The organism is Variovorax sp. HW608, from assembly GCF_900090195.1.
Classification (GTDB): domain Bacteria; phylum Pseudomonadota; class Gammaproteobacteria; order Burkholderiales; family Burkholderiaceae_C; genus Variovorax.
The window spans coordinates 3911051-3937890 of record NZ_LT607803.1; the positions used below are offsets into that span (position 1 = coordinate 3911051).

At 67.6% G+C, this 26840-nt stretch carries 26 protein-coding genes; 15 read left to right on the forward strand and 11 right to left on the reverse strand.

Going from position 1 to position 26840, the window contains the following annotated elements:
• Positions 1-2: 2 nt before the first annotated feature.
• Positions 3-974 carry a hypothetical protein gene (locus tag VAR608DRAFT_RS18465; protein WP_088955369.1) on the reverse strand — a complete coding sequence of 324 codons (972 nt, stop codon included), beginning with the start codon at positions 972-974 and terminating at the stop codon, positions 3-5.
• A gap of 205 nt (positions 975-1179) precedes the next feature.
• Here VAR608DRAFT_RS18465 and VAR608DRAFT_RS18470 point away from each other — a divergent pair, with 205 nt between their 5' ends.
• The gene (locus tag VAR608DRAFT_RS18470; RefSeq protein ID WP_088955370.1) at positions 1180-2436 is read left to right on the forward strand and encodes a lipoprotein-releasing ABC transporter permease subunit; all 1257 of its coding nucleotides are present in this window, start codon (positions 1180-1182) and stop codon (positions 2434-2436) included.
• Entirely contained in the window at positions 2429-3124 is a 696-nt protein-coding gene (lolD, locus tag VAR608DRAFT_RS18475) for a lipoprotein-releasing ABC transporter ATP-binding protein LolD (protein ID WP_088955371.1), read from the forward strand. Before VAR608DRAFT_RS18470 ends, lolD begins: the two co-directional genes overlap by 8 nt.
• Positions 3125-3134: 10 nt before the next feature.
• Here lolD and VAR608DRAFT_RS18480 read toward each other — a convergent pair whose 3' ends face one another.
• From VAR608DRAFT_RS18480 to VAR608DRAFT_RS18500, 5 genes are all read right to left on the reverse strand, one after another.
• Positions 3135-3905: an outer membrane beta-barrel protein gene (locus tag VAR608DRAFT_RS18480; protein WP_088955372.1), complete on the reverse strand. Its 771-nt coding sequence runs from the start codon at positions 3903-3905 to the stop codon at positions 3135-3137.
• Positions 3906-4014: 109 nt separating this feature from the next.
• Positions 4015-5052 carry a VWA domain-containing protein gene (locus VAR608DRAFT_RS18485; RefSeq protein WP_088955373.1) on the reverse strand — a complete coding sequence of 346 codons (1038 nt, stop codon included), beginning with the start codon at positions 5050-5052 and terminating at the stop codon, positions 4015-4017.
• The gene (locus VAR608DRAFT_RS18490; protein WP_088955374.1) at positions 5049-6041 is read right to left on the reverse strand and encodes a DUF58 domain-containing protein; all 993 of its coding nucleotides are present in this window, start codon (positions 6039-6041) and stop codon (positions 5049-5051) included. The genes VAR608DRAFT_RS18485 and VAR608DRAFT_RS18490 overlap by 4 nt, the downstream gene beginning before the upstream one ends.
• Positions 6022-7032, reverse strand: coding sequence for an AAA family ATPase (locus tag VAR608DRAFT_RS18495; protein ID WP_088955375.1), 1011 nt, complete (start codon positions 7030-7032; stop codon positions 6022-6024). The genes VAR608DRAFT_RS18490 and VAR608DRAFT_RS18495 overlap by 20 nt, the downstream gene beginning before the upstream one ends.
• A 24-nt stretch (positions 7033-7056) precedes the next feature.
• A complete protein-coding gene (locus tag VAR608DRAFT_RS18500; protein ID WP_088955376.1) occupies positions 7057-8058 on the reverse strand; it encodes a S1C family serine protease in 1002 nt (333 codons plus the stop codon).
• 87 nt (positions 8059-8145) lie between these two features.
• Here VAR608DRAFT_RS18500 and VAR608DRAFT_RS18505 point away from each other — a divergent pair, with 87 nt between their 5' ends.
• Both VAR608DRAFT_RS18505 and VAR608DRAFT_RS18510 read left to right on the forward strand, forming a co-directional pair.
• Positions 8146-9006, forward strand: a complete 861-nt coding sequence (locus VAR608DRAFT_RS18505) for a TatD family hydrolase (RefSeq protein WP_088958857.1) — start codon at positions 8146-8148, stop codon at positions 9004-9006.
• Between the two features lie 115 nt (positions 9007-9121).
• On the forward strand, positions 9122-9562 hold the full coding sequence (locus VAR608DRAFT_RS18510; protein WP_088955377.1) for a hypothetical protein: 441 nt from the start codon (positions 9122-9124) through the stop codon (positions 9560-9562).
• 59 nt (positions 9563-9621) lie between these two features.
• Here VAR608DRAFT_RS18510 and VAR608DRAFT_RS18515 read toward each other — a convergent pair whose 3' ends face one another.
• On the reverse strand, positions 9622-10446 hold the full coding sequence (locus tag VAR608DRAFT_RS18515; RefSeq protein WP_088955378.1) for a mechanosensitive ion channel family protein: 825 nt from the start codon (positions 10444-10446) through the stop codon (positions 9622-9624).
• Between the two features lie 47 nt (positions 10447-10493).
• On the opposite strand from VAR608DRAFT_RS18515, the gene VAR608DRAFT_RS18520 reads away from it, so the two are divergent.
• The 6 genes from VAR608DRAFT_RS18520 (at position 10494) to VAR608DRAFT_RS18540 (ending at position 16102) form a co-directional block, all read left to right on the forward strand.
• Positions 10494-11027, forward strand: coding sequence for a DNA-deoxyinosine glycosylase (locus tag VAR608DRAFT_RS18520; protein WP_088955379.1), 534 nt, complete (start codon positions 10494-10496; stop codon positions 11025-11027).
• A complete protein-coding gene (locus VAR608DRAFT_RS18525) occupies positions 11024-11767 on the forward strand; it encodes a spermidine synthase (protein WP_088955380.1) in 744 nt (247 codons plus the stop codon). The genes VAR608DRAFT_RS18520 and VAR608DRAFT_RS18525 overlap by 4 nt, the downstream gene beginning before the upstream one ends.
• 20 nt (positions 11768-11787) lie before the next feature.
• Positions 11788-13572 carry a GspE/PulE family protein gene (locus tag VAR608DRAFT_RS18530; RefSeq protein ID WP_088955381.1) on the forward strand — a complete coding sequence of 595 codons (1785 nt, stop codon included), beginning with the start codon at positions 11788-11790 and terminating at the stop codon, positions 13570-13572.
• 140 nt (positions 13573-13712) lie between these two features.
• On the forward strand, positions 13713-13871 hold the full coding sequence (locus VAR608DRAFT_RS37125; RefSeq protein ID WP_157731047.1) for a hypothetical protein: 159 nt from the start codon (positions 13713-13715) through the stop codon (positions 13869-13871).
• 214 nt (positions 13872-14085) lie between these two features.
• Positions 14086-14574, forward strand: a complete 489-nt coding sequence (locus VAR608DRAFT_RS18535; protein ID WP_088955382.1) for a tripartite tricarboxylate transporter TctB family protein — start codon at positions 14086-14088, stop codon at positions 14572-14574.
• Between the two features lie 10 nt (positions 14575-14584).
• Positions 14585-16102, forward strand: a complete 1518-nt coding sequence (locus VAR608DRAFT_RS18540) for a tripartite tricarboxylate transporter permease (protein WP_088955383.1) — start codon at positions 14585-14587, stop codon at positions 16100-16102.
• A gap of 55 nt (positions 16103-16157) precedes the next feature.
• Here VAR608DRAFT_RS18540 and VAR608DRAFT_RS18545 read toward each other — a convergent pair whose 3' ends face one another.
• Positions 16158-17069, reverse strand: coding sequence for a LysR family transcriptional regulator (locus VAR608DRAFT_RS18545; RefSeq protein WP_088955384.1), 912 nt, complete (start codon positions 17067-17069; stop codon positions 16158-16160).
• 111 nt (positions 17070-17180) lie between these two features.
• Between VAR608DRAFT_RS18545 and VAR608DRAFT_RS18550 the strand changes: the two genes are divergently transcribed.
• The 4 genes from VAR608DRAFT_RS18550 to VAR608DRAFT_RS18565 are packed head-to-tail and all read left to right on the forward strand — an operon-like array spanning position 17181 to position 21492.
• On the forward strand, positions 17181-18149 hold the full coding sequence (locus VAR608DRAFT_RS18550; protein ID WP_088955385.1) for a Bug family tripartite tricarboxylate transporter substrate binding protein: 969 nt from the start codon (positions 17181-17183) through the stop codon (positions 18147-18149).
• 2 nt (positions 18150-18151) lie between these two features.
• Entirely contained in the window at positions 18152-19765 is a 1614-nt protein-coding gene (locus VAR608DRAFT_RS18555) for a gamma-glutamyltransferase family protein (RefSeq protein WP_088955386.1), read from the forward strand.
• Positions 19749-20678, forward strand: a complete 930-nt coding sequence (locus VAR608DRAFT_RS18560) for a DMT family transporter (protein WP_088955387.1) — start codon at positions 19749-19751, stop codon at positions 20676-20678. Before VAR608DRAFT_RS18555 ends, VAR608DRAFT_RS18560 begins: the two co-directional genes overlap by 17 nt.
• 16 nt (positions 20679-20694) lie before the next feature.
• Positions 20695-21492, forward strand: a complete 798-nt coding sequence (locus tag VAR608DRAFT_RS18565; protein WP_088955388.1) for an SDR family oxidoreductase — start codon at positions 20695-20697, stop codon at positions 21490-21492.
• A gap of 3 nt (positions 21493-21495) precedes the next feature.
• Here VAR608DRAFT_RS18565 and VAR608DRAFT_RS18570 read toward each other — a convergent pair whose 3' ends face one another.
• The gene (locus tag VAR608DRAFT_RS18570) at positions 21496-22395 is read right to left on the reverse strand and encodes a DMT family transporter (RefSeq protein WP_088955389.1); all 900 of its coding nucleotides are present in this window, start codon (positions 22393-22395) and stop codon (positions 21496-21498) included.
• A 98-nt stretch (positions 22396-22493) separates the two neighbouring features.
• On the opposite strand from VAR608DRAFT_RS18570, the gene VAR608DRAFT_RS18575 reads away from it, so the two are divergent.
• Positions 22494-23477 (forward strand): quinone oxidoreductase family protein, encoded by a 984-nt coding sequence (locus tag VAR608DRAFT_RS18575; RefSeq protein ID WP_088955390.1) that lies wholly within the window; start codon positions 22494-22496, stop codon positions 23475-23477.
• Between the two features lies 1 nt (position 23478).
• Here the strand turns inward: VAR608DRAFT_RS18575 and lspA are convergent, their stop codons facing one another.
• Both lspA and ileS read right to left on the reverse strand, forming a co-directional pair.
• Positions 23479-23979, reverse strand: a complete 501-nt coding sequence (gene lspA, locus VAR608DRAFT_RS18580) for a signal peptidase II (RefSeq protein WP_088955391.1) — start codon at positions 23977-23979, stop codon at positions 23479-23481.
• The gene (gene ileS / locus VAR608DRAFT_RS18585; protein WP_088955392.1) at positions 23979-26825 is read right to left on the reverse strand and encodes an isoleucine--tRNA ligase; all 2847 of its coding nucleotides are present in this window, start codon (positions 26823-26825) and stop codon (positions 23979-23981) included. The genes lspA and ileS overlap by 1 nt, the downstream gene beginning before the upstream one ends.
• Positions 26826-26840 lie beyond the last annotated feature (15 nt).

The window sequence follows — 26840 nt, forward strand, 5'->3', positions numbered from 1 at the left end:
CATCACAGCGCCCCCAGCACGGCAGTGGGGGAAGGGCGGCTGAACATGCTGCGAAGGCGCTGACCGAGGCCGCGCGATTGCACGCCGAAGCGCTGCGCACCGCGGTCTCCGCAGAGGGTGATCGCCACGTCCGCGCCGTTCACGCAGGCCGTGAGCAGTTCGAAGACCGGGCCGCTGTCGAGCGCCTGCCATGCGGCCGCCCATGCGACGCCGTCGTCGCGCAGTGCAGGCGCGCGCAACGCATCGGCTACCTCGGGCTCGGGCGAAGGGCTGGGCGCGAACGGGGTCGGCAAGCTGCCGGTGCCGCTGAGCCAGAAGGAGTTGATCGGCGGCACGCCGCGCGCCGTGCGCTCGTCGTTCACGCGCTCGGTGTAGAGGAGCATCTGCATTTCGTTCTGAAGGCGCCGCAAGGGCCGCGCCGCGTCGGACAGCGGCGACCACTCCGAAATCGGAAAGCCCACCGCGCGATCGATCGACGCCGTCGGAAGTCCGTCGAAGACCTGGCCGCACGCCAGCCAGCGGCCGGGCACCGACGAGGCATGCAGCGCGATGCCGTCTTCGGCGAAGAAGGGCTGCGCCACCGCGAGCAGCGCGGCGGATTCGGAGGCATCGATCTCGATCGCCGAGGGATCGCCGAGCACCACGTCGTCGATGCCGACCTGCCAGTGGCACAGCGTGGCGGCGCCCCAGCTCGCGCCGGCATCGATCGGCTGCAGGCCGAGCCTGCGCGCTTCCATTGCGGCCCACGGAATGCAGCCGTCGGCCGCGGAAATGCCCAGCGCCTTGGCCAGCGCGCGCTCGTGCGGCGGCGAAAGGGTGGTGTCGTCCTGCGTGTCGCCGCTGACCAGCGCCAGGCGCGAGAGCAGCGCTTCGAGCTTGGGCAGCCGCAGACCCGCCAGGGCTTCGCGGCAGGCGGGCGAGCCGCGGCCGGCAAAGGGAATCAGCAAATGGCGGGGGGAGGGCAGCGCAGACATGGGCCTATTGTCCGGGATGCCAAAATCGGCAGATGATCTGCCCCCACGCTCCTCACTTCGTGTATTCGCTGCCCCCCGAGGGGGCTGAATGCCGCGGCTCCAAGCCTGCCTGCGCAGGCTTGGACGGCATGAAGAGCCGCTGCGTCTCGCAGCGGCGCGGCCTGCAGGGCCAGGCCTCCCTAGGGGCGGCCCGTCGGGAGGCCTGATGCGACTTCCCTACGAACTGCAACTCGGCTGGCGTTACACGCGCGCCGGCCGGGCGACGCGGCGCAACGGCTTCATCAACTTCATCTCGGGCGTGTCGATGTTCGGCATCGCACTCGGCGTTGCGGCGCTGATCATCGTGCTCAGCGTGATGAACGGCTTCCAGAAGGAAGTGACCGACCGCATGCTCGGCGTCATCTCGCACATCGAGATCTTCTCGCGCGATGGCCAGGCGCTCGGCGACATCGACGCGATCATGGCCGACGCGCGCAAGAATCCCGAGGTGATCGGTGTCGCGCCCTTCATCGCCGCGCAGGCGCTGATCGCGCGCGGCGAGGACATGAAGGGCGCGATCATCCGCGGCATCGAGCCCAAGCTCGAAGGCCAGGTGACCGATCTCTCCACTACCGCGCAGAACGGTGCGCTGGACAAGCTGGTGCCGGGCCAGTTCGGCATCGTGCTCGGCGTCGAGCTGGCGCGCTCGCTCTTCGTGCGCGAAGGCGATCAGGTCACGCTGGTGGCGCCGGGCGGGCAGGTCACGCCGGCCGGCGTGGTGCCGCGCCTGAAGCAGTTCACCGTGGTCGGCACCTTCGATTCGGGCCACTACGAGTACGACTCGTCGCTGGCGATGATCCACGAGCAGGATGCGGCACGCGTCTTCCGCCTCGAAGGGCCGAGCGGCGTGCGCCTCAAGCTCAAGGACCTGCATCAGTCACGCGAAGTGGCGGAGGAGCTCGCCGCCACGCTGCCGGGCCAGTTCCTGATCCGCGACTGGACGCGCGCGAACAAGACCTGGTTCGCGGCGGTGCAGGTCGAGAAACGCATGATGTTCATCATCCTCACGCTGATCGTCGCGGTGGCGGCCTTCAACCTCGTGTCCACGCTGGTGATGACGGTGACCGACAAGCGCGCCGACATCGCGATCCTGCGCACGCTGGGTTCGAGCCCGAAGAGCATCATGGGCATCTTCGTCGTGCAGGGCGCGATGGTCGGCGTCATGGGCACGCTCGGCGGGCTGCTGCTGGGCCTGGGCATCGCCTACAACATCGACGTGATCGTGCCGGCGCTGGAGCGGCTCTTCCACGCCAGCTTCCTGCCGAAGGACATCTACCTCATCAGCCAGATGCCGAGCGATCCGCAGCGCGGCGACATCATCCCGATCACCGTGATCTCGCTGATCCTCGCCTTCGTCGCCACGCTCTACCCGAGCTGGCGCGCGAGCCGCGTCAATCCCGCGGAGGCGCTGCGTTATGAATGAGGTGAAGAAGAACGGCGTGGTGCTGAAGGTCCGCGCGCTGACCAAGCGCTTCCACGAAGGCCGCAGCATCGACCTGACGGTGCTGCACGGCGTGGACCTGGACGTGCATGCGGGCGAGACGGTGGCCATCGTCGGTGCCTCCGGCTCGGGCAAGAGCACGCTGCTGCATCTGATGGGCGGGCTCGATGCGCCCACGAGCGGCAGCGTCGAGCTGCATGGCGAGAACATGGCGCTGGTCGATGCCGCCGAGCAGGGGCGGCTGCGCAACATGCACCTGGGCTTCGTCTACCAGTTCCACCATCTGCTGCCGGAATTCACCGCGCTCGACAACGTCGCGATGCCGCTGCGGATCCGCCGCATGCCGCCGGCCGAGGCGCATCAGGTCGCAGCCGACATGCTGCGCGCCGTGGGCCTGGGAGAGCGTGTGCAGCATCGGCCTTCGGAACTGTCGGGGGGCGAGCGCCAGCGCGTGGCGATCGCGCGTGCGCTGGTCACGCAGCCCGACTGCGTGCTGGCGGACGAGCCCACCGGCAACCTGGATCGCGCCACGGCGGATGCGGTCTTTGCGCTGATGCTGCGTCTCGCGCACGAGCGCCGCACGGCCTTCGTGCTGGTGACGCACGACGAGAGCCTGGCGGCGAAGTGTGATCGGGTGTTGAGGTTGACTGCCGGACGGCTGGCGAACTGAGTCTTGCTGGTCAGAACTTGAAGCCGACGCCTGCGTACAGGCCGCCCATGCTCGCCTTGAGCACCGGTGCGTCGTCGCGCTTGAAGTGGAAATAGCGGTAGCCGAACTTGAACGTCGTGGCGTTCGAATAGCGGTAGTTCGCGCCGGCAATCGCCTGCCAGCTCAGTTCGGAGCCGCCCCCTCCGACATCGAGGTAGCCCAGCAACGACCACTTGTCGTCGAGCGGCATGAGCGCGCGGCCGCCGACGACGCCATCCCACCAGCCCTTGCTCCGCGTTCCGCCAACCGTCCCTGGCAGGGACAGGGCGCTGACCTCGAGGTCTGTCTTGGCATGGAGATAGCGGGCGCCGCCGAGCAGGTCGACCGCGACAGGGCCGTCCGCCAGGCGATAGAGCCCGAGGAAGGTCCAGATCTGCTGGGTGTACGTCAAGTCGAGGCTCGAGAATGGCGTGAGCGCCGCGGCCGCGGGCGAGCCCGTGACGCCGAGCTTCACGTACTGGACGTCCATCAGCGCGCCCCATGGACCCTTGCGTGCCTCGATGGCGCCCATGCCGGCGAAGTCCAGACCCGTGTGAAAGACGGGGAAAGGAGGGGTGCTTCCGTTCGATCCCGAGGCGCCGACGTCCACGTGCAGCGGCATGGTCGAGAGCCACAGGTAGGGTGTGATCTCCAGTTGCCAGGCCGAACCCGGATCGCTGACCTGGGCTGCCACGGGCAGGCAGCAAATGCTGCCCGCCAGGGCGAAGAACTTCGAAAGACCGGACCGCTTCAGCGCTTTCATAGGGCTCCTTGCACCCCCGTCGTGCAGGAGCGGGGCGCATCATCACATTGCCGTCGCCGCATGGCAAATTTTTACGGCGAGCAACGTGAGGCGCGGGGGCGGCCGCAGCTCAGAGGATGCGGTTGAACCAGAGCAGCGAGAGTCCGGCCGACAGCAGCGCGAGCCCGGCGGCCGCCATCGCGAACAGCGCCGAGATCTCGGTTTCCTTCTTCTCGACCGTGAGGCGCGAACTCAGGGCGGTGTAGACCTTCTTCAGGTCGGTGGCGGTGCCGGCGTAGAAATACTCGGCGTTCGTCTTGTTGGCGATCGCCTTGAGCGTTTCCTCGTCGAGCCGCACGCGCATCGACCAGCCTTCGAAGCCGATGGTCTCGCCGTCCACCGTGCCGATGCCAACGGTATAGACGCGCACGCCGTGATCGGCCGCCACCTTCGCCGCGTCGAGCGGATCGACGCCGGTGGTGCGTTGGCCGTCGGTCAGCATGATGATCGCCGCCGAGGTGTACGAGCCCGGCGCGACCGGTGTGAAATCCTTCTGCGGCTTGCCCGCGCGGTCGATCGGCGTGCCGCGCTCGCGGCTCTGCGGGCCGAAGTCGGAGATGTCGATGCCCGCATCCGGGAACAGCGTGGCGAGCGACACCACGATGGCGTTGCCGGTCGCGGTCGCGCGCTGGAGCTGGAAGGAGTCGATCGCGGTGATCAGGTCTTCGCGGTTGGTGGTCGGCAACTGCGCCACCTGTGCGCTGCCGGCGAACGCGACGATGCCGACCTTCACGGTGCGCGGCAGTTCCTTGATGAAGCTCTTCGCCGCTTCCTGCGCGGCCACGAGCCGGTTGGGCTGCACGTCGGCCGCACGCATGCTGCCTGACACATCCATCGCGAGGATGATGGTCTGCTGGTTCGACGGCAGCACCACCACCGCCATGGGCCGCGCGGCGGCGATCAGCATCGCCGCGAGCGCGAGCATGAAGAGCAAGGGCGGAATGTGGCGGCGGATCGTCTGGCCCGCGCCCATCGCCTCGCGCACGATCGACAGGCTCGCATAGCGCAGCGCGAGCTTCTTCTTGCGCCGCAGCAGCCACAGGTACAGCAGCACCAGCAGCGGCAGCGCCAGCAGCAGCCAGAGAAATTGGGGCCAGAGGAAATTCATGCTGCCACCACGGTCGAGTTCGCAGGCCCGGTGCGCACGCGACGCTTTCGCATGTCGGCGAATCGCACGATGGCCTCCACCAGGTCATCGTCGGTCGAGAGTTCGAGCGTGTCAACGCCCACCTTCGCCAGCGATTCGCGCAGCGTGACTTCGCGCTCGGCTGCCAGGCGCGCAAACCGTTTGCGAAAGCCCGCGTCGTGCGTGTCGACCCAGAGCTGCTCGCCGGTTTCGGCGTCGCGCAGCGGCACCAGGCCGAGATCGGGGAGGTCGATTTCGAGCGGGTCGAACAGGCGCACCGCGACCACGTCGTGGCGCTGCGCGAGACGGCCGAGCGGCCGCTCCCATCCGGGCTCGCTCAGGAAATCGGACACCACGAACACGGTCGAGCGGCGCGGCATCAGCACCGCGGCGGCCTGGAGCAGCTCGGCCAGCCGGGTCATGCCCTGTTGGTTGACCTCCGCCTTGGAAGAGCGCCGCTGCATGGCGTGCAGCAGCTGCAGCACGTGGCGGCGGCCGGTGCGCGGGGGAATCACGGCTTCGACGTCCGAGCCGTAGAGCATGGCGCCGACGCGGTTGCCGTGCCGCGTGAGCAGCCGCGCGATCACGCCGACGAAGCCGGCCGAGATCTCGCGCTTGGCACGCGCGCCGGAGCCGAAATCCACCGATCGGCTCAGGTCGAGCACGAACCATGCGGCCATCTCGCGGTCTTCGGTGAAGACGCGCACGTAGGGCGTCTGCAGCCGAGCGGTGACGTTCCAGTCGATGTGCCGCACGTCGTCGTGGTGCTGGTACTCGCGCAGGTCGGCGAGGTCGAGGCCGGTGCCGCGCATCAGCGTGCGGTAATCGCCCTGCAGCAGGCCGTCGAGGCGGCGGATCACGGTCCATTCGAGCCGGCGCAGCGCGCGTTCGACGCCGCTCGCCGCGGCCTCGGCGGCCGCGAGCGCTTCGTCGTTGGCGGCTTTCGCGCGCCTAGGCCACCAGCTTTTCATGCTCGAGCGGCTTCGCGGGCGCGGGCACGGCCCGCATGACCTTGTCGATGAGGCTGTCGGGCGTGAGGCCCTCGGAGAGTCCTTCGTAGGACATCGTGACGCGGTGCCGCATCACATCGGGCACCAGCGCGGTCATGTCCTCGGGCAGCGCGTAGCTCCGGCCGCGCAGCAGGGCCATCGCGCGCGCGCCTTCGGTGAGGCTGATGCTCGCGCGCGGGCTCGCGCCGAAGGTGATGAAGCGGCGCAGATCCTTCAGGCCATGCTTCTCCGGCGCGCGCGTGGCTGACACGAGCCTGACCGCGTACTGGATCAGCGATGGATCGACATAGACGCGGCGCGCTTCGGCCTGCAGCGCGGCGAGCTGGTCGGTCGTCGCCACGGCCGCGGCCGCGACCGGCGGGCCGATCACGCGCTCGACGATCACGAACTCTTCCTCGTCCGTCGGGTAGTCGACCAGCACCTTCATCATGAAGCGGTCAACCTGCGCCTCGGGCAGCGGGTAGGTGCCTTCGGTCTCGATCGGGTTCTGCGTCGCCATCACGAGGAAGGGACGCGGCACCGGGTGCGTCTCGCCGGCGATCGTGACCTGGCGTTCCTGCATCACTTCGAGCAGCGCGCTCTGCACCTTGGCCGGCGCGCGGTTGATTTCGTCCGCCAACAGCAGGTTGGCGAAGACCGGGCCGAGCGAGGTGCTGAAGTCGCCGGTCTTCTGGTTGTAGATGCGCGTGCCGACCAGGTCCGCCGGCACCAGGTCGGGCGTGAACTGGATGCGCTTGAACTGTCCGCGCACGGTGTCGGCGAGAGTCTTGACCGTCAGCGTCTTCGCAAGGCCCGGCACGCCTTCGACCAGCAGGTGGCCGTTGGCCAGCATGGCGACCATCACCCGCTCGAGAAACCGGTCCTGGCCGACGACGACGCGCTTGACCTGATAGAGGATCTGCTCCATCAGCTCGGCCGTGGATGCGGAGGTCGATTCGGTTTCGGTGCTCATGCGAGTGCTCTTTCTTTCGAAGGGTCAGAAGGGCGGCGAGCCGGCGGCGGAGGCGGCGTTCTCGATCGGCACGGCGAAACCGATGCCGATGAAGGTGCGCTGCTGGGTGGGGTTGAGGATGGCGGTGACGATGCCGAGCACCTCGCCATCCATGTTGATGAGCGGACCGCCCGAATTGCCCGGATTGGCCGCGGCGTCGAACTGGATCAGGTTGCCGAGTTCCTGCTTGCCTTCGGGCGAGCGGAACGAGCGGTTCAGCCCCGAGACCACGCCGGCCGACACCGAAGGCCCGATGCCGAAGGGAAAGCCGACGGCGACGACCTGGTCGCCCGGCTGGAGGTCGGCCGTCGAGCGCATCGTGGCGGGGATGAGGTCGTCGGGCAGCTTCTGCGCCTGCAGCACCGCGAGGTCGTTCTCGGGCTGCACGCCGGTGATCGTGGCCGGCGACTCGAGGCCGTCGAAGAACGTCACCTTGATCGTTTCGGAGCCCGCGACCACATGCAGGTTGGTGAGGATGATTCCCTTGTCCACGATCACCACGCCGGTGCCGACGCCGCGCTCCACCTGTTGTCCGGGCGCTTCGTCGGTGGCCTCAGCGGGCTTGCCCTTGGCAAGATTGCGGCCGCGCTTCTCGACCTTGGCTTCGGGCGTGGTCTTCTCGGTGCCGTAGCCCACCACGCGCACCACCGAGGGCCGGATGATCTCCGCCGCCTTGGCCGCGGGCGAGGGCAGGGTGGTGGTGTGCAGGGTGCGCAGCACCGCCTGGTCGATGTCCTTCTGCGTGAGCTGGCGGTTGGCCTTCGGCCACATCACCGCACCGGTGGCGCCCATGCCGAGGACGAGCGCGAGCAGGAGTGCGAAGCTGCGGCGTCCGGGCTGCCAGCGCTGGGGCGCGGCGGCGGATTTGGCGGGTTGGGTTTGCGTCGTGTCGGGACCGTCCGACGCATGCCGTGCGATCGTCGCGCCGGGTTCGGCCGCGCGGTGCGGCTCTCTGGGCGAGCGGCTGTAGAAACCAGGCCTGCGCATCGGGCACCTCCGGCAAAAGAGAACGCTTGAGGGGGCACGGTAGCACGCTTTCCACAGGTCTGCATGCCCTTCGGGCATGATCGCGAGATGGCTGTCTTCGTCGATACCCACTGCCATCTCGACGCGCCCGAATTCGGCGCTGAAATGCCCCTGATCAGGGCGCGCGCGGCGCGCCTCGGCGTCGGTCTCTGCGTGATTCCCGCAGTGGCCGCCTTCAACTTCGCCGCCGTGCGGGAACTGGCGCATCTTCAGGGCGACGCCTATGCGCTCGGCATCCACCCGATGTGCACGGGGCAGGCGCTGGATGAGCATCTGGACGCGCTCGATGCCGAACTGCAGCGCCGGCGTGACGACCCGCGGCTGGTCGCGGTCGGCGAGATCGGGCTCGACTTCTTCGTCCCGGGACTCGACCCGGACCGGCAGGCAGCGTTCTTCCACACCCAACTGCAGCTCGCGCGCAAGCACGAACTGCCGGTGATCATTCATGTGCGCCGCTCGGTGGACAAGGTGCTCAAGCACCTGCGGCAGGTCGCGCCCGGCGAACGTTGGCACGGCATCGCGCACGCTTTCAACGGCAGCGAGCAACAGGCGCGGGCGTGCATCGATCTCGGGCTCAAGCTGGGCTTCGGCGGCGCGGTGACCTTCGAGCGGGCCCTGCAACTGCGCCGGCTGGCTTCGATCCTGCCGCTGGAGGCGATCGTCATGGAGACCGATGCGCCCGACATCCAGCCGCAGTGGATCTATCGCTCGCAGGCCCAGCGCGACGCGGGCGAGCCGCAGGGGCGCAACGAGCCTGGCGAACTGCCGCGCATCGCCGAAGTGGTGGCCGACTTGCGCGGCATGTCGGTGGAGGCGCTGGCCGAAGCGACCACCCGCAATGCCGTGGCGGCGCTGCCGCGTCTGTCTTCGCTGATCGGCGCGTCGGCGGCGATGCTGCGCACCGCGTAGGCCGAGCGCTCGACTTGCGCGCCAGCGGCCCGGGCGTGGGTTTTCGGTGTCATCCTCGGGTTCTGCACAGTCGTTGCGTGCATATGTGCTTCAACCTATCAAGGAGCTTTGCAAGATGATCAAGACTTCCATCCGGATCCTTCCCGCCGCGTTGGCACTCGCCGTCGCATCGGTTGCGTCGGTCGCTCTACCGGCCATGGCGCAGAACACCGCCGCGCCCTCGACGACCGAAAAGGTGGAAAACGCCGGCAAGGAGACCTGGGACGCGACCAAGAGCGGCAGCAAGAAGGCAGCGAAGGCGACCGAACACACCGGCGAAAAGGCCTGGGATGCCACGAAGAGCGGCAGCGAAAAGGCCTGGGACGCCACCAAGAGCGGCAGCAAGAAGGCCTGGGACGCCACCAAGCACGGGGCGCATGCGACCGGCAAGGCCGTCGGCGACGCGGGCGGCGCGGCCGCAGACGCCACGCGCAAGGCCGGCGACAAGATCGGTGAGCAGATCCCTGGCACCGAGCAGCACGACGCGAAGGTCAAGCAGGAAGCGAAGAAGCCCTGAGTTCCTCGCGCCGGAATGAAAGAAACCCGCCGGAAGGCGGGTTTCGCGTTTTTCGGGCCTCAGGCCGGCTTCGTGAGGTGGCGCTGCACCAGCGGCGTCTCCGGCGTCGGGTAGCCGGCTGCGCCGAAGGTCTTGACGATCGCGCGATGGGTGTCGAAGTACACCTGCCAGTAATGGTCCGTGTGCGTGTAGGGCCGCACCGCGAGCAGCGGGCCTTCGGCGGTGAACTGCAGGATCTCGACGTCCGGCGGCTGCTCCTTCGAGACGTTGGGGATCTCGCTCAGCGCGGCCTTGAGCCGCTGGATGGCGTCGCCGACGTCCACGCCGTTGGCGATCTTGGCCGTGACGTCGACGCGCCGCCACTGCAAGGTGCTGAAATTCTGGATCGTCTCGGACAGCACCTTGTTGTTGCCGACGGTCACGACGGTGTTGTCGGGCGAGACGAGCGTGGTGCCGAAGAGGCCGAGCTCCCTGACGGTGCCGGTCACGCCGCCGCCGACGGTGACGAAGTCACCCACGCGATACGGCCGCAGCACCTGCAGGAACACGCCGGCCGCGAAGTGCGTGAGCAATCCGCCCCAGGCGGTGCCGATCGCCAGGCCCGCGCCGGCCAGCAGCACCGCGAAGGAGGTGGTTCGGATGCCGAACATGTCGAGGATCGCGAGGACGAGGACGATGTTGAGGATCACGCCGAGGATCGAGACCAGGTAGTTGCTCAGCGTCGGATCCATGCGCTTGCCGCGCTCGATGGCCTTGCCGACGAGCCTCTGGGCCAGGCCGATCAGCCAGCGGCCGATGACCCAGGCGATCAGGGCGCCGATCACTTTCAGGCCAAAATCGACGCCTTGCGTCGTAATGAACGTCCAGATCGCTTCCGTATTCAAGTTCTTCTCCTCACAGGTGCCAGCGATTCACACCACCGGCAAGCGTCATGGATAAGCCAGCTTCGCGCCCAGGCGACGCGGACGCCGTGCTCACGGGCCTCGCACCGATCGTGTCCGACAACACCGCCTTGTTGATCCTCGGCAGTTTCCCGGGTGCACGATCGATCACGGAGCAGCGGTATTATGCGCACCCGCAGAATCATTTCTGGAAAATTTTGCAGGCCCTGTGGCCCGCAAATCCGCTCCCGGCGGGCGATGACAGCTATCAAAAGCGTAGCAAGTGGCTGCTCGACCGGGGCTTGGGCGTGTGGGACGTCTACGCCAGCTGCCGGCGCGAAGGCAGCCTCGATACGGCGATCCGCGATGCGGTCGTCAACGACATCGCCGGCCTTCGTCTGCCCGGGCTGAGCGCCATCGCGCACAACGGCGGCGAGAGCTTCCGGCACGCCAGGCACACGCGCACGCTGGGCGTGCCGGTCCATCGGCTGCCTTCGTCGAGCCCGGCCAACGCATCGTGGAGTTTCGAGCGCAAGGTTGCGGCCTGGCGCGAAGTGTTTGAAAGGTATCTGGACATTCCATGAAGGCTTCCCTCCCCGAGGTCAACTTCTCCGATTGGGGAGATGTGCGCTACCTGCACCTGGGCACGGAATGGGTGCAGGGCTCGATGAAGCTCGATGCGCCCTTCGAGATCGAGCTCGAATACGTGCAGCGCATGATGGCGTGGCTGCTCTTCGTCGATCCCGCCGAGGTCTCGAAGCGCCATGCGATGCAGCTCGGGCTGGGCGCCGCGAGCCTGACGAAGTTCTGCCGCAAGCAGCTCCGCATGCGCACCACCGCGATCGAGCTCAATCCGCAGGTTGTCGCGGCCTGCCGGGGCTGGTTCAAGCTGCCGGCGGACGATGCGAAGCTGCAGGTCGTGGTCGCCGATGCGGCCACCGAGATCCGCAAGCCGCAATGGCTCGGCACGGTGGATGCGCTGCAGGTCGATCTCTACGACCACGAGGCGGCCGCGCCGGTGCTCGACAGCGAGGATTTCTATTCCGACTGCCGCGGCCTCCTGACCGAGGACGGGTGCATGACGGTCAACCTCTTCGGCCGTTCGTCGAGCTACGAGCGCAGCCTCGCGAAGATCGTCGCGGCCTTCGGCGAGGAAGCGGTGTGGGCCTTCAAGCCGACGCGCGAAGGCAACACGATCGTGCTGGCGCAGCGCGAAGCCAGCCGGCCGAAACGGCCCGTGCTTGCCGACCGTGCGCAAACCATCCAGACTCGCTGGAGTTTGCCCGCCCCCAAATGGCTGCGCGTCTTCAAGCCCGTGGCTTGAGCGCGTCCAGGCTTGCCTCCATGAATGCTGTGACCTTGCCCTCTTCAGAATCCCGTTACGAGGGGCCGCTCGACCTGCGGCACCTCATCGAGTGGCTCGCCCGGGATGGCCTGATCTCGCCGCACGAAGCCAAGCGAACGCTCGCGCGCTGCGCCCAGGCCGTGAGCCGCCAGCCGCCGCTGGTGCGTCTCGCGAGCGTCGCGATGACGCGCGAAAGCGACGGCAAGCCGCTCGATCTGGAGATGCTGACCCAATGGCTCGCCGGCCGGGCCGGACTCGCGTACCTGCGCATCGATCCGCTCAAGGTCGACGTGGGCAAGGTCGCCGACACCATGAGCGCGGCCTATGCCGAGCGGCACAAGGTGCTGCCGGTGCAGGTGACGCCGAGCGAGGTGGTGATCGCCACCTCGGAGCCGTTCCTCACGGACTGGATCTCCGAAGTCGAGCGGCAGGCGCGCCGCTCGGTGCGGCGCGTGGTCGCGAATCCGGCCGACATCCAGCGCTATACGGCGGAGTTCTTCGCGCTCGCGAAATCGGTCCGTGCGGCGCAGAAGGCGGGCTCCAGCGCGGGCAGCGCGAGCTTCGAGCAGCTGGTGGAACTGGGCAAGTCCAACAAGCAGCTCGACGCCAACGACCAGAGCGTGGTGCAGGTGGTGGACTGGCTCTGGCAATACGCCTTCGACCAGCGCGCGAGCGACATCCATCTCGAACCGCGCCGCGACCAGGGCGTGATCCGCTTCCGCATCGACGGCGTGCTGCACCCGGCCTACCAGATGCCGATGGGCGTGATGAACGCGATGGTCTCGCGCATCAAGCTGCTCGGCCGCATGGACGTGGTCGAGAAGCGCCGCCCGCTCGACGGCCGCATCAAGACCCGCAACATGCGCGGCGAGGAAATCGAAATGCGGCTCTCCACGCTGCCCACCGCCTTCGGCGAAAAGATGGTGATGCGGATCTTCGATCCGGACACCGCGGTCAAGGACCTCGATGCGCTGGGCTTCGCGCAGCACGACGCGAAGCGCTGGGAGCAGCTCGTGACGCGGCCGCACGGCATCATCCTCGTGACCGGCCCGACCGGCTCGGGCAAGACCACCACGCTCTACTCCACGCTCAAGCGCGTGGCGACCGAGGAAGTCAACGTCAGCACGGTGGAGGACCCGATCGAGATGATCGAGCCCTCGTTCAACCAGACCCAGGTGCAGCCGCAGCTCGACTTCGGCTTCACCGAGGGCCTGCGCGCGCTGATGCGGCAGGACCCGGACATCATCATGGTGGGCGAAATCCGCGACCTCGCCACGGCCGAAATGGCGGTGCAGGCGGCGCTGACCGGCCACCTCGTGTTCAGCACCTTGCACACCAACGATGCGCCGAGCGCGATCACGCGGCTGATGGAGCTCGGCGTGCCGTCCTACCTCATCAACGCGGTGATGCTCGGCGTGCTGGCCCAGCGCCTGGTGCGCACGCTGTGTCCGCACTGCAAGGCGCCCGACGAATCGGTCACGCGCGAGAAGCTGGCGGAGTTCGTCGCGCCGTGGCAGATCAGCGGCTCGGTGCGCGCCTATCGGCCGGTCGGGTGCGTGGACTGCCGCATGACGGGCTACATGGGCCGCATGGGCCTGTACGAACTGCTCACCGTGACCGAGGCCTTCAAGGGCGAAGTCACCAAGGAGCCGAGCATGGCGCCCCTCCGAAGGCAGGCCGTGGCCGACGGCATGCGGCCGCTGCGGCTGGCCGGCGCGCTGCGGATCGCCGAAGGGCTGACCACCATCGAGGAAGTGCTGAGCGCGACGCCGCCGCTCGAATAGCGGGCGCGGGCCCGGCTCAGCGGGCCGGAAAAAGGAAGAATTTCACGGTCGATGCGGTTAGCAACATCGGCTTTTTGGATGATTCCCAGGTGCCCCCGCCTGTCGCACAGTCGAGCCTACCGACAACTCAGGAGAACGACATGGACTCTGAGGTTCTCACGATTGGCGCACTGGCACTGCTCGTTGCGGGTGGCTGGTTGATCGACCTTCTGAACCACCGCGAGGAGTCCCGATTGAGCCGCTCCATGATCCGCCACATCAAGAAATCGGCGGACACCTTTCACGGCGTGCGGCACTGACGGATCGCGGCGGCCGTCCGGCCGCCGATCCGGTCCGCGCGGTGCGCGGACCTGCTTCCCACCGTCTTCACCTCTTCCACGAGCACCCCATCACACGACGAACCTGAGGCCACGGGCCAGGGATAACCCTCGATTCCCGGTAGGTGGAATCCACATCGACCTGACTTTTGGCTGACTCCACAATTCGCGATCGAATTATTCGTGGAGACTGTTCGTGAAAATCAAGAGTCAGAAAGACTTCTTCGCGGGGGTGATGTTCGCCGTCGTCGGAGTGGCCTTCGCCTGGGGTGCCACGACGTACAGCGTCGGCACCGGCGCCCGCATGGGCCCGGGCTACTTCCCGCTGATGCTGGGCATCCTGATGGCCATCATCGGGCTCGGCGTCATGTTCACCGGCCTCTCGGTCGAGACCGAGGACGGCGAAAAGATCGGCCGCTGGGCCTGGAAGCAGGTCGCCTACATCCTCGGCGCCAACCTCGCCTTCGGCGTGCTGCTCGGCGGCCTGCCGAGCATCGGCGTGCCGGCGATGGGCATGATCGTCGCGATCTACGCGCTGGTGGTCATCGCCAGTCGCGCGGGAGAGCACTTCAACCTGAAGGACGTGCTCATCCTTGCCACCGTGCTGGCGGGCGGCAGCTACGTCGCCTTCATCTGGGCGCTGAAGCTGCAGATCCAGGTCTGGCCTACCTTCATCACGGGCTGAGGACGGCGCCATGGATCTGATCACCAATCTCTCGCTGGGTTTTGGCGTTGCCTTCACCTTCACGAATCTTCTCTATTGCCTGATCGGCTGCATCCTGGGCACGCTGATCGGCGTGCTGCCGGGCATCGGGCCGGTCGCGACGATCGCGATGCTGCTGCCCGCCACCTATGCGCTGCCGCCGGTGTCGGCGCTGATCATGCTGGCCGGCATCTACTACGGCGCGCAGTACGGCGGCTCCACCACCGCCATCCTGGTCAACCTGCCGGGCGAATCGTCCTCGGTGGTGACCGTGATCGACGGCTACCAGATGGCGCGCAAGGGCCGCGCGGGCCCCGCATTGGCGGCGGCGGGCCTCGGCTCGTTCTTCGCCGGCTGCGTGGGCACGCTGATCCTGGCTGCCTTCGCGCCGCCGCTGACCGAGCTGGCCTTCAAGTTCGGCCCGGCCGAATACTTCTCGCTGATGGTGCTGGGCCTGATCGGCGCCGTGGTGCTGGCCTCGGGCTCGCTGCTCAAGGCGATCGGCATGATCGTGCTGGGCCTCTTGATGGGCCTCGTCGGCACCGACGTGAACTCGGGCGTGGCGCGCTTCAGCTTCGACATCCCCGAGCTCACCGACGGCATCGGCTTCGTGACCATCGCCATGGGCGTGTTCGGCTACGGCGAAATCATCGCCAACCTGTCGCGTCCCGAGCATGAGCGCGAGGTCTTCACCGCGAAGGTGTCCGGCCTGTTCCCGACCAAGGACGACTTCAAGCGCATGTTCCCCGCGGTGCTGCGCGGCACCGCGCTGGGCTCGGCGCTCGGCATCCTGCCGGGCGGCGGCGCGCTGCTGGCGGCTTTCGCGGCCTACACGCTCGAGAAGAAGACCAAGCTGGCTCCGGGCGAAGTGCCGTTCGGCAAGGGCAACATCCGCGGCGTCGCCTCGCCCGAATCGGCCAACAACGCCGGCGCGCAGACCTCGTTCATCCCGCTCTTGACGCTGGGCATTCCGCCCAACGCGGTGATGGCGCTGATGGTGGGCGCGATGACGATCCACAACATCCAGCCCGGTCCGCAGGTGATGAGCAGCAACCCCGAGCTCTTCTGGGGCCTGATCGCCTCGATGTGGCTCGGCAACGCGATGCTGATCATCCTGAACCTGCCGCTGATCGGCATGTGGATCAAGCTGCTGTCGGTGCCCTACAAGTTCCTGTTCCCGGCCATCGTGCTGTTCTGCGCCATCGGCGTGTACTCGACCAACAACAACACCTTCGACATCTGGATGGTCGCGGCCTTCGGCTTCATCGGCTACATGTTCTTCAAGCTGGGCTGCGAACCTGCGCCGCTGCTGCTGGGCTTCATCCTGGGCCCGATGATGGAAGAGAACCTGCGCCGCGCGCTGCTGTTGTCGCGCGGCAGCTGGGCAGTCTTCGTCTCGCGTCCGCTCTCGGCGGGCCTGCTTGCCGCAGCGCTCCTGCTCCTGGTGATCGTGCTGCTGCCGGCCGTGAAGTCCAAGCGCCAGGAGGCCTTCCAGGAGGAGGAGGCCTGACGCCGGCCGCCGTCTTCCTTTCGCACAACGGCACCCGAGGGTGCCGTTTCTCGTTTCAGGGCTTGTGCGCGCGCAGCGGTTTCATGTGCTGGCGTGCCATCGCGAGGAAAGCCATCGCTGCCGGGCTGAGCGGGTGCTTGGCCAGCCGCACGGCGACCACCGGGTATTCGAGCGCGGGGCGCGTCACGGTGACCACGCGCAGGTTGGCGGGCATCAGCACGTCCACGTAGCGCGGCAGCAGCGCCACGCCCGCGCCGGCCTGGATGAGCCCGAAGGCCGTCGAAAGCATCGAGACGTGGTGGACCACGCGTGGATAGACGTTGGCCGCGCTCGAAAGCTGCCGGCTGACGGAGCGCCAGATGTTGGCGTCCGGATTGACGTGGATGAAGGGCAGGCCATCGAGCTGCCTCGCATCGATCACCACCCGTTGCGCGAGCGGGTGGTCGTCGCGCATGAACAGCCCCATGCGTTCGGTGAACAGCGGCTCGGTGGCGAGCTCGGAGTGCTTCTGTCCGATGTCCGAGCCGAAGCCGAGGTCCGCTTCCTGCGAGAGCACGCGCGAGATCATCTGCTCCGCGGTGCTGTCCTGCAGCGTGGTCGCGAGCCCGGGGTGCGTCTCCGAGAAGCGGCGCAACAGCGGCGGCAGCAGGGCACCGGCCGTGAGATGGCCCACGGCCAGCACCACGCGGCCTTCGCGCAACTGGGACTGCGAGCGGCAGGCGCCGACCGATTCGTCGACGAGCCGCAGCGCCCTCACGGCGGTGTCGACCATCATCTGCCCCGCGCTGGTCATCCGGATGCGCCGGCCGCGCACGACCAGCGGCTGGCCGAGTTCGCTCTCCATGCGCTTGATGAGATGGCTGATCGCCGGCTGGCTGAGTTGCAGGGCTTCCGCCGCGAGCGTGAAGCTGCCCGATTCGGCGACCGCCGCCAGCGCCCGGAGCTGTTGCAGGGAGATCTCTTCCATGCCGTGTCCCTGCCATAAGCAGGACTCATAGTTGGATAAGGCGGATTATCTGGCTTGATGGGCCCGCGCTGCATAGGATTCGGGATTCACCACAGGGACACAATCCAGACCATGAAACGCAAGCAGTTTCTCAAGGCCTGCGCCGCCGCGCTGTGCCTCGCCGCCTCGTCCGCCAGCATGGCGCAGGCCTTTCCGAGCAAGCCGATCCGCCTGATCGTGCCGTTCCCGGCCGGCGGCGCAACGGACCTGTTCGCGCGCACCCTGTCGCAGAAGATGGGCGAGAAGCTCGGTGGCACACTGGTGATCGACAACAAGCCCGGCGCCGGCGGTGCGATCGGCTCCGACCTCGCGGCCAAGTCGCCGGCCGACGGCTACACGCTGCTGCTGGCGACGACGAGCACGCACTCGATCGGCCCGTTCATCAGCAAGGTGCCGTACGACACGGTGCGCGACTTCACGCCGATCGCGCACGTCGGCGATGCGCCGAGCATCATGCTGGTGCCGAACAGCTCGCCCGCCAAGACGGTGCGCGAATGGATAGCTTACGCGCAGAAGAACCCCGGCAAGCTCAACTACGCATCGAGCGGCAACGGCACCATCGTGCAGCTCACGGCGGAGCTCTTCAAGGCGCAGGCCGGCATCTTCGTGACGCACATCCCGTACAAGGGCACCGCGCTCGCGATTCCCGACCTGGTCACGGGCAAGGTCGATGTGCTCTTCGACGCGCTGCCGACCGGCATGCCGCATGTGCGCGACGGCCGCCTGCGTGCGCTCGGCGTGACTTCGCAGAAGCGCAGCCCGCTGGCCCCGGACCTGCCGCCGATCGCGGACACGCTGCCGGGCTTCGAGTCGAACACCTGGTTCGGGCTCTATGGCCCCAAGGGACTGCCCGCGGATCTGGTGACGCGCATCAACACCGCCGCGAACCAGGCGCTCTCCGATCCTGACATGCGCGACAAGCTCGCCCGCCTGGGCATTTCGCCGACCATCAGCACGCCTGCCGAGTTCGCCAGCATGGTGGCCCAGGAGTCGGCCAAGTGGAAAAAGATCATCGTGGAACGCAAGATCACCGGGGACTGAACATGAAATTCGACTACGCCAATCCGTACACTTCCACCCGCATCCCCGTCTTCGCGCGCAACGTCGTCTCGACTTCGCATCCGCTGGCTTCGCAGGCCGGGCTGCGCATCCTTTATCAGGGCGGCAACGCGGTCGATGCGGCGGTCGCGACCGCTGCAGCCATGACCATCGTCGAGCCGGTGAGCAACGGGCTCGGCAGCGATGCCTTCTGCATCCTCTGGGACGGCAAGAAATTGCACGGTCTGAATGGCTCGGGCTGCGCGCCGCAGGCCTGGACGCCGGACTACTTTCGCCGCAAGTACGGCAACGACGCCGCCACGCCGCCGCAGCGCGGGCTCGACTCGGTCACGGTGCCCGGCGCCGGGGCGAGCTGGGTCGCGCTGTCGGAGCGCTTCGGCAAGCTGCCTTTTGCCGACCTGATGGCACCGGCGATCGAGATCGCGGAGCGCGGCTACCTGATGCCGCCCGTGGTGCAACAGAAGTGGGCCGCCGCGACGCCGATCCTGAAGTCGCAGCCGGGCTTCGCGCAGGGCTTCCTGCCGTGGGGCCGCGCGCCTGAAGTCGGTGAGCTGTTCCGCTTCCCGGCGGCGGCGCGGGCGCTGAAGGCGATTGCCGCCACCCGGGGCGAGGCCTTCTACAGCGGCGAGATCGCGGAGGCGCTCGAGAAGTTCTCGAGCGCGAACGGCGGCAGCCTGAAGGTGAGCGACCTCGCCAACTGGAAGCCCGAGTGGGTCGAGCCGATCGCCCAGGCGTACCGCGGCCATACGCTGCACGAGATTCCGCCGAACGGCCAGGGCATCGCGGCGCTCATCGCGCTCGGCATCCTCAAGCACTTCGACATCGCATCGATCCCGGTCGATTCGGTCGCCTCGCAGCACCTGCAGATCGAGGCCATGAAGCTCGCCTTCGCCGACGTCTACCGCTACGTGTCCGAGCCATCGTCGATGGAGGTGACGCCCCTGCAAATGCTCGATGAGGGGTATCTCGCTTCGCGTGCCAAACTCATCGACGTGAACAAGGCGCAGGATTTCAAGGCCGGCAACCCGGTCAAGGGCGGCACGATCTATCTCACCGCGGCCGACGAGAGCGGCATGATGGTGAGCTTCATCCAGAGCAACTACATGGGCTTCGGCTCGGGTTGCGTGGAGCCTGAATTCGGCATCAGCCTGCAGAACCGCGGCCACGGCTTCAGCCTGAAGGCCGACAGCCCGAACGTGGTCGCGCCGGGCAAGCGGCCCTTCCACACCATCATCCCGGCCTTCCTCACGAGGGACGGCGCGCCGGTGATGAGCTTCGGCGTGATGGGCGGCAACATGCAGCCGCAGGGCCACATGCAGACGCTGGTGCGCATGCTCGACTACCGCCAGAGCCCGCAGGCCGCCTGCGACGCGCCGCGCTGGCGCTTCAACTCGGGGCTGGAGATCAACGTCGAGGCGGCGATGAATCCGGCGACGGTGAAGGGCCTCGCCGAACTCGGGCACAAGGTGGACGTCATCAACGACTCCTACCAGGACTTCGGTGCCGGCCAGTTCATCTGGCGTGCCGGCGATCCGGCGGTGGAGGGCTACGTCGCCGCGAGCGACGCGCGGCGCGACGGCCTTGCGGCCGGGTTCTGACAAGGTGCCGGCGGAGCAGCACGCGCACAAACGTCTCGGGCCGGGCCTCGCGTTGGCGACGCTCGGCGCGATCGCCTTCAGCGGCAAGGCGATCATCGTCAAGCTGGCGTATCGCTATGGCGTCGATGCGGTCACGCTGATCATGCTGCGCATGCTTTTTGCGCTGCCGCTTTTCGCGGTCATGGCGTGGTGGGCGGGGCGCGGCAAGCCGCCGCTCACGCGGCGCGACTGGATCGGCGTCGTGGGGCTGGGTTTCTCGGGCTACTACCTCTCCAGCTTCCTGGACTTCGCAGGGCTGGCCTACATCACCGCGAGCCTCGAGCGGCTGATCCTCTATCTCAACCCGACGCTGGTGCTGCTGTTCGGCTGGATCGTCTACCGGCGGCGCATCACCCGCGGCCAGTTGACGGGCATGGCGATCAGCTACTGCGGCGTGCTGCTGGTGTTCGGCCACGAAGTGCAGTTGGGCCAGAGCGCCTCGGCCGCGTGGGGCGCGCTGCTGGTCTTCATGAGCGCGGTGAGCTATGCGATCTACCTCGTCGCGAGCGGCGAGTTCGTCAAGCGGCTGGGTTCGCTCAGGCTCGTGGGGCTCGCGACCAGCGTGGCCTGCCTGCTGTGCATCCTGCAGTTCGTGCTGCTGCGGCCGATCGGCTCGGTCCTCGACGTGGCGCCGCAGGTCATCTGGCTGTCGATCCTCAATGCGACCGTGTGCACCGCGCTGCCGGTCCTTGCCGTGATGATGGCCATCGAGCGCATCGGTCCCGCGATGGCGGCACAAACGGGTATGGTTGGGCCCATGTCGACCATCCTGATGGGGGTCGTCATTCTCGGCGAACCTTTCACGGCGTGGATCGCGGCCGGCACCGCGCTGGTGATCGCCGGCATCTTCGTATTCACACGCATGGGCCGTTGAGCCCGGAGGACAAGACATGGATTTGGGAATTGCAGGCAAGGCCGCCCTGGTGTGCGGCGCGAGCAAGGGACTGGGCTACGGCTGCGCCGAGGCGCTGGTGCGCGAGGGCGTCAGCGTGGTGATCGTCGCGCGCGGCGCCGAAGCGCTCGAAGCGGCGGCGAAATCGCTGCAGGCCGTTGCGGCCGCGCATCCGGCCAAGCCCTTCGTGAAGCACGTGGCGGCGGACATCACCACCACGGAGGGCCGCGCCGCGGCCTTTGCGCTCCACAAGGACTTCGACATCGTCGTCACCAATGCCGGGGGCCCGCCGCCCGGTGATTTCCGCGACTGGGACCGCGAGGCATGGATCAAGGCGGTCGACGCCAACATGCTGACGCCGATCGAGCTCATCAAGGCCACGGTGGACGGCATGGCGGCGCGCGGCTTCGGGCGCATCGTCAATATCACGTCAAGCGCGGTGAAGTCGCCGATCGACATCCTGGGCCTGAGCAACGGCGCACGCAGCGGGCTCACCGGATTCGTGGCCGGGCTCTCGCGCTCGGGCATCGCGGCCAAGGGCGTGACGATCAACAACCTGCTGCCCGGCGCCTTCGACACCGACCGTCTGCGCGGAACGATGCAGGGCGCGGTGAAGAAGACCGGCCAGGACATCGAGACGATCCGCGCCGCGCGGCAGAAGACCATCCCCGCCGGGCGCTTCGGCACGCCGGCCGAGTTCGGCGCGATCTGCGCCTTCCTCTGCAGCACGCATGCGGGCTACATGACCGGGCAGAACGTGCTGGCCGACGGCGGCGCCTACCCCGGAACCTACTGACGGTCAGCGGCGGGACGACACCCAGATCCCGCCCACGATGAGGCCGAACGCGGCGCCGTGGAACCACTGCGGCAGCTCGCCGAGGAACGCCGCCGAGAGCAGCGCCGCGAAGAGGGGCGTGAGATTGGTGAAGAACCCGGCCGTCTGCGGGCCGGCGCGCTGCACGCCCAGGCCCCAGCACCGGTAGGCCAAGAGCGCCGGGCCGAGCGTGATGAACACCAGCGCGGCGGCGAGCGGCCATCCCCAGTCGATGTGCGCATCGGTCACCGTCCATTCGCCGGCCGCGAAGAGCGCCGACCACGCGAGCCCGAACACCATCTGCGAGATGAGGAACGAGGCCCAGTCGCGCCGTGCCTCGGCAGGCTCGGTGGTGCGCGACAGCATCCAGCTGTAGAACGCCCACGAGATGGTGGCCAGCATCATGTAGAGATCGCCGGGCACGAGGCGCAACGCAGCAAGGTGCTCCCAGCGACCGCGGCTCAGCACCAGCAGCACGCCCGCCATCGAGAGCGCGGCGCCGAGCAGCTCGCGCCGCGTGATCGTCGCGCCGAAGAAGAGCGTGCCGGTCGCGAGCATCCACAGCGGCATGCTCGATCCGACCAGCGTCACGTTGACCGGCGTCGAGGTCTGCAGCGCCAGGTACTGGAAGGCGTTGTAGCAGCCGATGCCCAGCAGCCCGAGCACAGTGAAGCGCTTCCAGTGCGTCCACAGCGGGCTCTCGCGGCGCAGCATGGAAGCGGCGAACGGCAGCAGCACCATGAACGCCAGCAGCCAGCGGATGAAGTTCAGCGTCATCGGCGAGACCAAGTCCCGCACCATGCGGCCGACGACGGCATTGCCGGCCCACAGCAGGGGCGGCACCGCGAGAAGAAGGGCGGTGCCCGGAGTCAATCGCTGCTGCATGCGGTTGGACTGTACCGGGTGCGCGTGGCGTTTCCGGGCGCCGGCAGTGAATCGCGGACCGTGGCAGCATACGCGGCTCACACGAAGGAGCCTCAAACATGAGCAAAGCCGTCCGCATCGACCGCAATGGCGGTCCCGAGGAACTGAAGATCGTCGACGTCGAAGTCGGCGACCCCGGCCCCGGCGAGATCCGCATCCGCCACAAGGCGGTGGGCCTCAACTTCATCGACACCTACCAGCGCAGCGGCCTCTATCCCTTCCCGATGCCGCTGCAGCTCGGCATGGAAGCCTCGGGGCTGGTCGAGGCGGTGGGCGAGGGCGTCACGCACCTGAAGGCCGGCGATCGCGCCGCGTATGCCAGCCAGCCGCCCGGCGCCTACAGCGAGCTGCGCGTGATGCCGGGCCGCAATGTCTGCAAGCTGCCCGATGCGATCTCGTTCGAGACCGGCGCCGCGATGATGCTCAAGGGCCTCACCGCGCAGTACCTGCTGAAGAAGACGCTGCCGGCCGAGGGGCTGCAGCCCGGCGACTTCATCGTGTTCCACGCGGCGGCGGGCGGTGTCGGCCTGATCGCCTGCCAGTGGGCCAAGGCGTTGGGCCTGAAGCTCATCGGCACCGCGGGCACCGATGCCAAGTGCCAACTGGCCCTCGACCACGGGGCCGCGCACGCGATCAACTACAGCAAGGAAAACTTCGCCGCGCGCGTGAAGGAGATCACCGGCGGCAAGGGCGTGAAGGTGGTCTACGACTCGGTGGGCAAGGACACCTTCGAAGGATCGCTCGAATGCCTGCGGCCTTTCGGGCTGCTGGCGATCTTCGGCAATGGATCGGGGCCGGTGCCGCCGTTCAACCTCGGACTGCTCGCTGCCAAGGGTTCGCTCTACGTCACGCGGCCGACGCTGTTCTCGCACATGGCGACGCGCGAGAGCACGCAGGCCATGGCGGACGATCTGTTCGCCGTGGTCGAGAGCGGCGCGGTGAAGATCCCGATCGGCCAGCGCTACCGCCTGGAAGACGTGCAGCAGGCGCACCGCGACCTGGAGGCCCGCAAGACCACGGGCTGCACCATTCTCACGTTGTGAGCTATTTCGCTTTGCGGACGCGCCGGAGTTCGTCGATGACGAGGCAGATCGCGCCGATCGTGATGGCGCTGTCTGCCACGTTGAAGGCCGGGAAGTGCCGGCCCGCGAGGTGGAAGTCGAGGAAGTCGACCACGTAGCCGTGCATGATGCGGTCGATCACGTTGCCGATGGCGCCGCCGAGGATGGCGGCCATCGAGAACGAGAAAAGCTTCTGGCCCGCGTGCGACTTCAGCATCCAGATGATGAAGACCGCCGCGGCGACGCCGATCGCCATGAAGAACCAGCGCTGCCAGCCGTCCGCATCGGCCAGGAACGAGAACGCCGCGCCGGTGTTGTGCGCCCGGACCACATTGAAGAAGCTGGTGACGTAGGTCGCGTCGCCGTACTTGTAGTAGCCGAGGATCAGCGTCTTGGTGTACTGGTCGATGGTGACGATCACCAGCGCAAGGCCGAGCCAGGGCCAGATGCCGAGGCCCCTGGAGCCGGAGGAGCGGCGGGCCATCAGGCGATGTTCCTTGCTTCGCCCGCGCCGTAGAGATTGCTGGTGCAACGTCCGCAGATGCCGCGGTGCGCCGGGTCGTGGCCGACGTCGTCGCGCCAGTGCCAGCAGCGCTCGCACTTGGTGGCGCTGCTGGCCGACACCGCGGCCGCGAGCGTATCGCCGGCAGCCAGCGCGACCGCCGAGGTGATGAAGACGAACTTCAGGTCGTCGCCCAGCGAGGCCAGCAGCGCATGGTCGTCGGTGGGCGCCGTGATCGTCACGTTGGCCTGCAGCGAGGAACCGACCCGGCCTTCGGTGCGCACCGTCTCGATCTCCTTGTTGACCGCATCGCGGATCTCGCGGATGCGGTTCCACTTGGCCAGCAGCGCCTCGTCCGGCGTGCCGAGGTCGCAGTAGGTCTGAACGAAGATCGACCGGCCGTCGCCGCAGAACTTCCAGGCTTCCTCGGCGGTGAAGCTCAGGAACGGCGCCATCCAGCGCAGCATCGCCTGCGTGATGTGCCACAGCGCGGTCTGTGCGCTGCGGCGCGCGCGAGAGCCTGGCGCGGTGGTGTAGAGCCGGTCCTTCAGCACGTCGAGGTAGAAGGCGCCGAGGTCTTCGGAGCAGTACACCTGCAGCTTGGCCACCACGGGGTGGAACTCGTAGACCTTGTAGTGCGCGAGCACCTCGGCCTGGAACTGCGCGGCGCGGCTGAGCGCATAGCGGTCGATCTCGAGCAGCTCGCGAAGCGGCACCGCGTCTTTCTCGATGTCGAAGTCGCTGGTGTTCGCGAGCAGGAAGCGCAGCGTGTTGCGGATGCGGCGGTAGGCATCGACCACGCGCGCGAGGATCTTGTCGTCGCCCGCGATGTCGCCCGAGTAGTCGCTCGCGGCCACCCAGAGGCGCGTGATCTCGGCGCCGAGCTTCTTGTTGACCTCCTGCGGGTCGATGCCGTTGCCGAGCGACTTGCTCATCTTGCGGCCCTGGCTGTCGACCGTGAAGCCGTGCGTCAGCAGGCCGCGATACGGCGCGCGCCCTTCGAGCGCGCAGGCCAGCAGCAGCGACGAATGGAACCAGCCGCGATGCTGGTCATGGCCTTCGAGGTAGAGATCGGCCTCGGGGCCGGTCTCGTGGTGCACGTTCGGGTGCGTGCCGCGCAGCACGTGCGAGAAGGTCGAGCCCGAGTCGAACCAGACCTCGAGGATGTCGGTGCTCTTGCTGTAGTGCGGCGCATCCGCGGCGCCGAGGATCTCCTCGGCCGTCACGCGGCTCCAGGCCTCGATGCCGCCCTTCTCGACGATCTCGGCGGCCTGGTCGAGGATCTCCATCGTGCGCGGATGCAGCTCGCCGGAATCCCTGTGCAGGAAGAACGGGATCGGCACGCCCCAGCTGCGCTGGCGGCTGATGCACCAGTCGGGCCGGTTGGCGATCATGTCGTGCAGGCGCGCCCGGCCGTTCTCGGGGTAGAAGCGGGTCTCTTCGATCGCCTCGAGCGCGGTCTGGCGCAGGGTCTTCGGCGCCTTGTCCCTGGTGAACACGCCTTCGCCCTCGTCCATGCGGATGAACCACTGCGCGGCGGCGCGGTAGATCACCGGCGTCTTGTGGCGCCAGCAGTGCGGGTAGCTGTGGCTGATCTGCTCGGTCGTCATCAGGCGGCCGGCATCGCGCAGCGCGTGGATGATGACCGGGACCGCCTTCCAGATGTTCTGGCCGCCGAAGAGCGGGAAGTCGGCTGCATAGGAGCCGTTGCCCTGCACCGGATTGAGGATGTCGTCGTACTTGACGCCGTGCGCGATGCAGGAGTTGAAGTCGTCCACGCCGTAGGCCGGCGAGGAGTGGACGAGGCCGGTGCCGTCGTCCGCGGTCGCATAGTCGGCCAGGTAGACCGGCGACAGACGGCGATAGCCCGCATCCACGTCGTAGAGCGGATGCTCGAATTCGAGGCCGCCGAGCCGCTCGCCCTTGACGCTGGCGAGCACCTTGCCGTCGAGGGCGTAGCGCGTCATGCACATCTCGACCAGCGAGGCGGCGAGCACGAGCAGGCCGCGCTCGGTGTCGACCAGCGAATACTCGAGCTCGGGATTGAGGTTGATCGCCTGGTTGGCCGGGATCGTCCACGCGGTGGTGGTCCAGATGACGGCGAAGGCATCCTTGTGCAGCGCCGGCAGGCCGAAGGCCGCGGCGAGCCGGGCAGGGTCGTGCGCCCTGAAGGCGACGTCGAGCGTCTGCGACTTCTTGTCGGCGTATTCGATCTCGAACTCGGCGAGCGACGAGCCGCAGTCGAAGCACCAGTACACCGGCTTCAGCCCGCGATAGACGAAGCCGCGTTCGATCACGCGCTTGAAGGCGCGGATCTCACCCGCCTCGTTGGCGAAGTCCATCGTCTTGTAGGGATGGTCCCATTCGCCGAGCACGCCCAGGCGCTGGAAGTCGGCCATCTGCTGCGCGATCTGCTCGGTGGCGTAGGCGCGGCTCTTGGCCTGCATCTCGTCGCGGCTCAGGTTGCGGCCGTATTTCTTTTCGATCGCGTTTTCGATCGGCAGTCCGTGGCAGTCCCAGCCGGGCACGTAGAGCGCATCGTAGCCTTCGAGCTGGCGCGCCTTGGTGATCATGTCCTTCAGGATCTTGTTGACCGCGTGGCCCATGTGGATCTGCCCGTTGGCATAGGGCGGGCCGTCGTGCAGGATGAACTTGGGGGCGCCGTGGCGGGCGTCGCGCAGGCGCTGGTAGATGCCCTCGTCGTTCCATTCCTTGACCCAGCCCGGCTCGCGCTTGGGCAGGTCGCCGCGCATCGGGAAGGGGGTGTCGGGCAGGTTCAGCGTGGCCCGGTAATCGGTGCCGCCGTCGGTCTTGTTGTCGAGAGCCATGGAAGTTCCAAAATC

Excerpts from the sequence above, each read along its gene's own strand:
- VAR608DRAFT_RS18520 (WP_088955379.1), top strand. The coding sequence starts at position 10,494 with ATGGATAAGCCAGCTTCGCGCCCAGGCGACGCGGACGCCGTGCTCACG.
- VAR608DRAFT_RS18485 (WP_088955373.1), bottom strand. The coding sequence starts at position 5,052 with ATGAATTTCCTCTGGCCCCAATTTCTCTGGCTGCTGCTGGCGCTGCCG.
- VAR608DRAFT_RS18465 (WP_088955369.1), bottom strand. The coding sequence starts at position 974 with ATGTCTGCGCTGCCCTCCCCCCGCCATTTGCTGATTCCCTTTGCCGGC.
- VAR608DRAFT_RS18505 (WP_088958857.1), top strand. The coding sequence starts at position 8,146 with ATGGCTGTCTTCGTCGATACCCACTGCCATCTCGACGCGCCCGAATTC.
- lspA (WP_088955391.1), bottom strand. The coding sequence starts at position 23,979 with ATGGCCCGCCGCTCCTCCGGCTCCAGGGGCCTCGGCATCTGGCCCTGG.
- ileS (WP_088955392.1), bottom strand. The coding sequence starts at position 26,825 with ATGGCTCTCGACAACAAGACCGACGGCGGCACCGATTACCGGGCCACG.
- VAR608DRAFT_RS18490 (WP_088955374.1), bottom strand. The coding sequence starts at position 6,041 with ATGAAAAGCTGGTGGCCTAGGCGCGCGAAAGCCGCCAACGACGAAGCG.
- VAR608DRAFT_RS18550 (WP_088955385.1), top strand. The coding sequence starts at position 17,181 with ATGAAACGCAAGCAGTTTCTCAAGGCCTGCGCCGCCGCGCTGTGCCTC.
- VAR608DRAFT_RS18555 (WP_088955386.1), top strand. The coding sequence starts at position 18,152 with ATGAAATTCGACTACGCCAATCCGTACACTTCCACCCGCATCCCCGTC.
- VAR608DRAFT_RS18565 (WP_088955388.1), top strand. The coding sequence starts at position 20,695 with ATGGATTTGGGAATTGCAGGCAAGGCCGCCCTGGTGTGCGGCGCGAGC.
- VAR608DRAFT_RS18530 (WP_088955381.1), top strand. The coding sequence starts at position 11,788 with ATGAATGCTGTGACCTTGCCCTCTTCAGAATCCCGTTACGAGGGGCCG.
- VAR608DRAFT_RS18510 (WP_088955377.1), top strand. The coding sequence starts at position 9,122 with ATGATCAAGACTTCCATCCGGATCCTTCCCGCCGCGTTGGCACTCGCC.
- VAR608DRAFT_RS18540 (WP_088955383.1), top strand. The coding sequence starts at position 14,585 with ATGGATCTGATCACCAATCTCTCGCTGGGTTTTGGCGTTGCCTTCACC.
- VAR608DRAFT_RS18480 (WP_088955372.1), bottom strand. The coding sequence starts at position 3,905 with ATGAAAGCGCTGAAGCGGTCCGGTCTTTCGAAGTTCTTCGCCCTGGCG.
- VAR608DRAFT_RS18500 (WP_088955376.1), bottom strand. The coding sequence starts at position 8,058 with ATGCGCAGGCCTGGTTTCTACAGCCGCTCGCCCAGAGAGCCGCACCGC.
- VAR608DRAFT_RS18570 (WP_088955389.1), bottom strand. The coding sequence starts at position 22,395 with ATGCAGCAGCGATTGACTCCGGGCACCGCCCTTCTTCTCGCGGTGCCG.
- VAR608DRAFT_RS18470 (WP_088955370.1), top strand. The coding sequence starts at position 1,180 with ATGCGACTTCCCTACGAACTGCAACTCGGCTGGCGTTACACGCGCGCC.
- VAR608DRAFT_RS18575 (WP_088955390.1), top strand. The coding sequence starts at position 22,494 with ATGAGCAAAGCCGTCCGCATCGACCGCAATGGCGGTCCCGAGGAACTG.
- VAR608DRAFT_RS37125 (WP_157731047.1), top strand. The coding sequence starts at position 13,713 with ATGGACTCTGAGGTTCTCACGATTGGCGCACTGGCACTGCTCGTTGCG.
- lolD (WP_088955371.1), top strand. The coding sequence starts at position 2,429 with ATGAATGAGGTGAAGAAGAACGGCGTGGTGCTGAAGGTCCGCGCGCTG.
- VAR608DRAFT_RS18495 (WP_088955375.1), bottom strand. The coding sequence starts at position 7,032 with ATGAGCACCGAAACCGAATCGACCTCCGCATCCACGGCCGAGCTGATG.
- VAR608DRAFT_RS18525 (WP_088955380.1), top strand. The coding sequence starts at position 11,024 with ATGAAGGCTTCCCTCCCCGAGGTCAACTTCTCCGATTGGGGAGATGTG.
- VAR608DRAFT_RS18545 (WP_088955384.1), bottom strand. The coding sequence starts at position 17,069 with ATGGAAGAGATCTCCCTGCAACAGCTCCGGGCGCTGGCGGCGGTCGCC.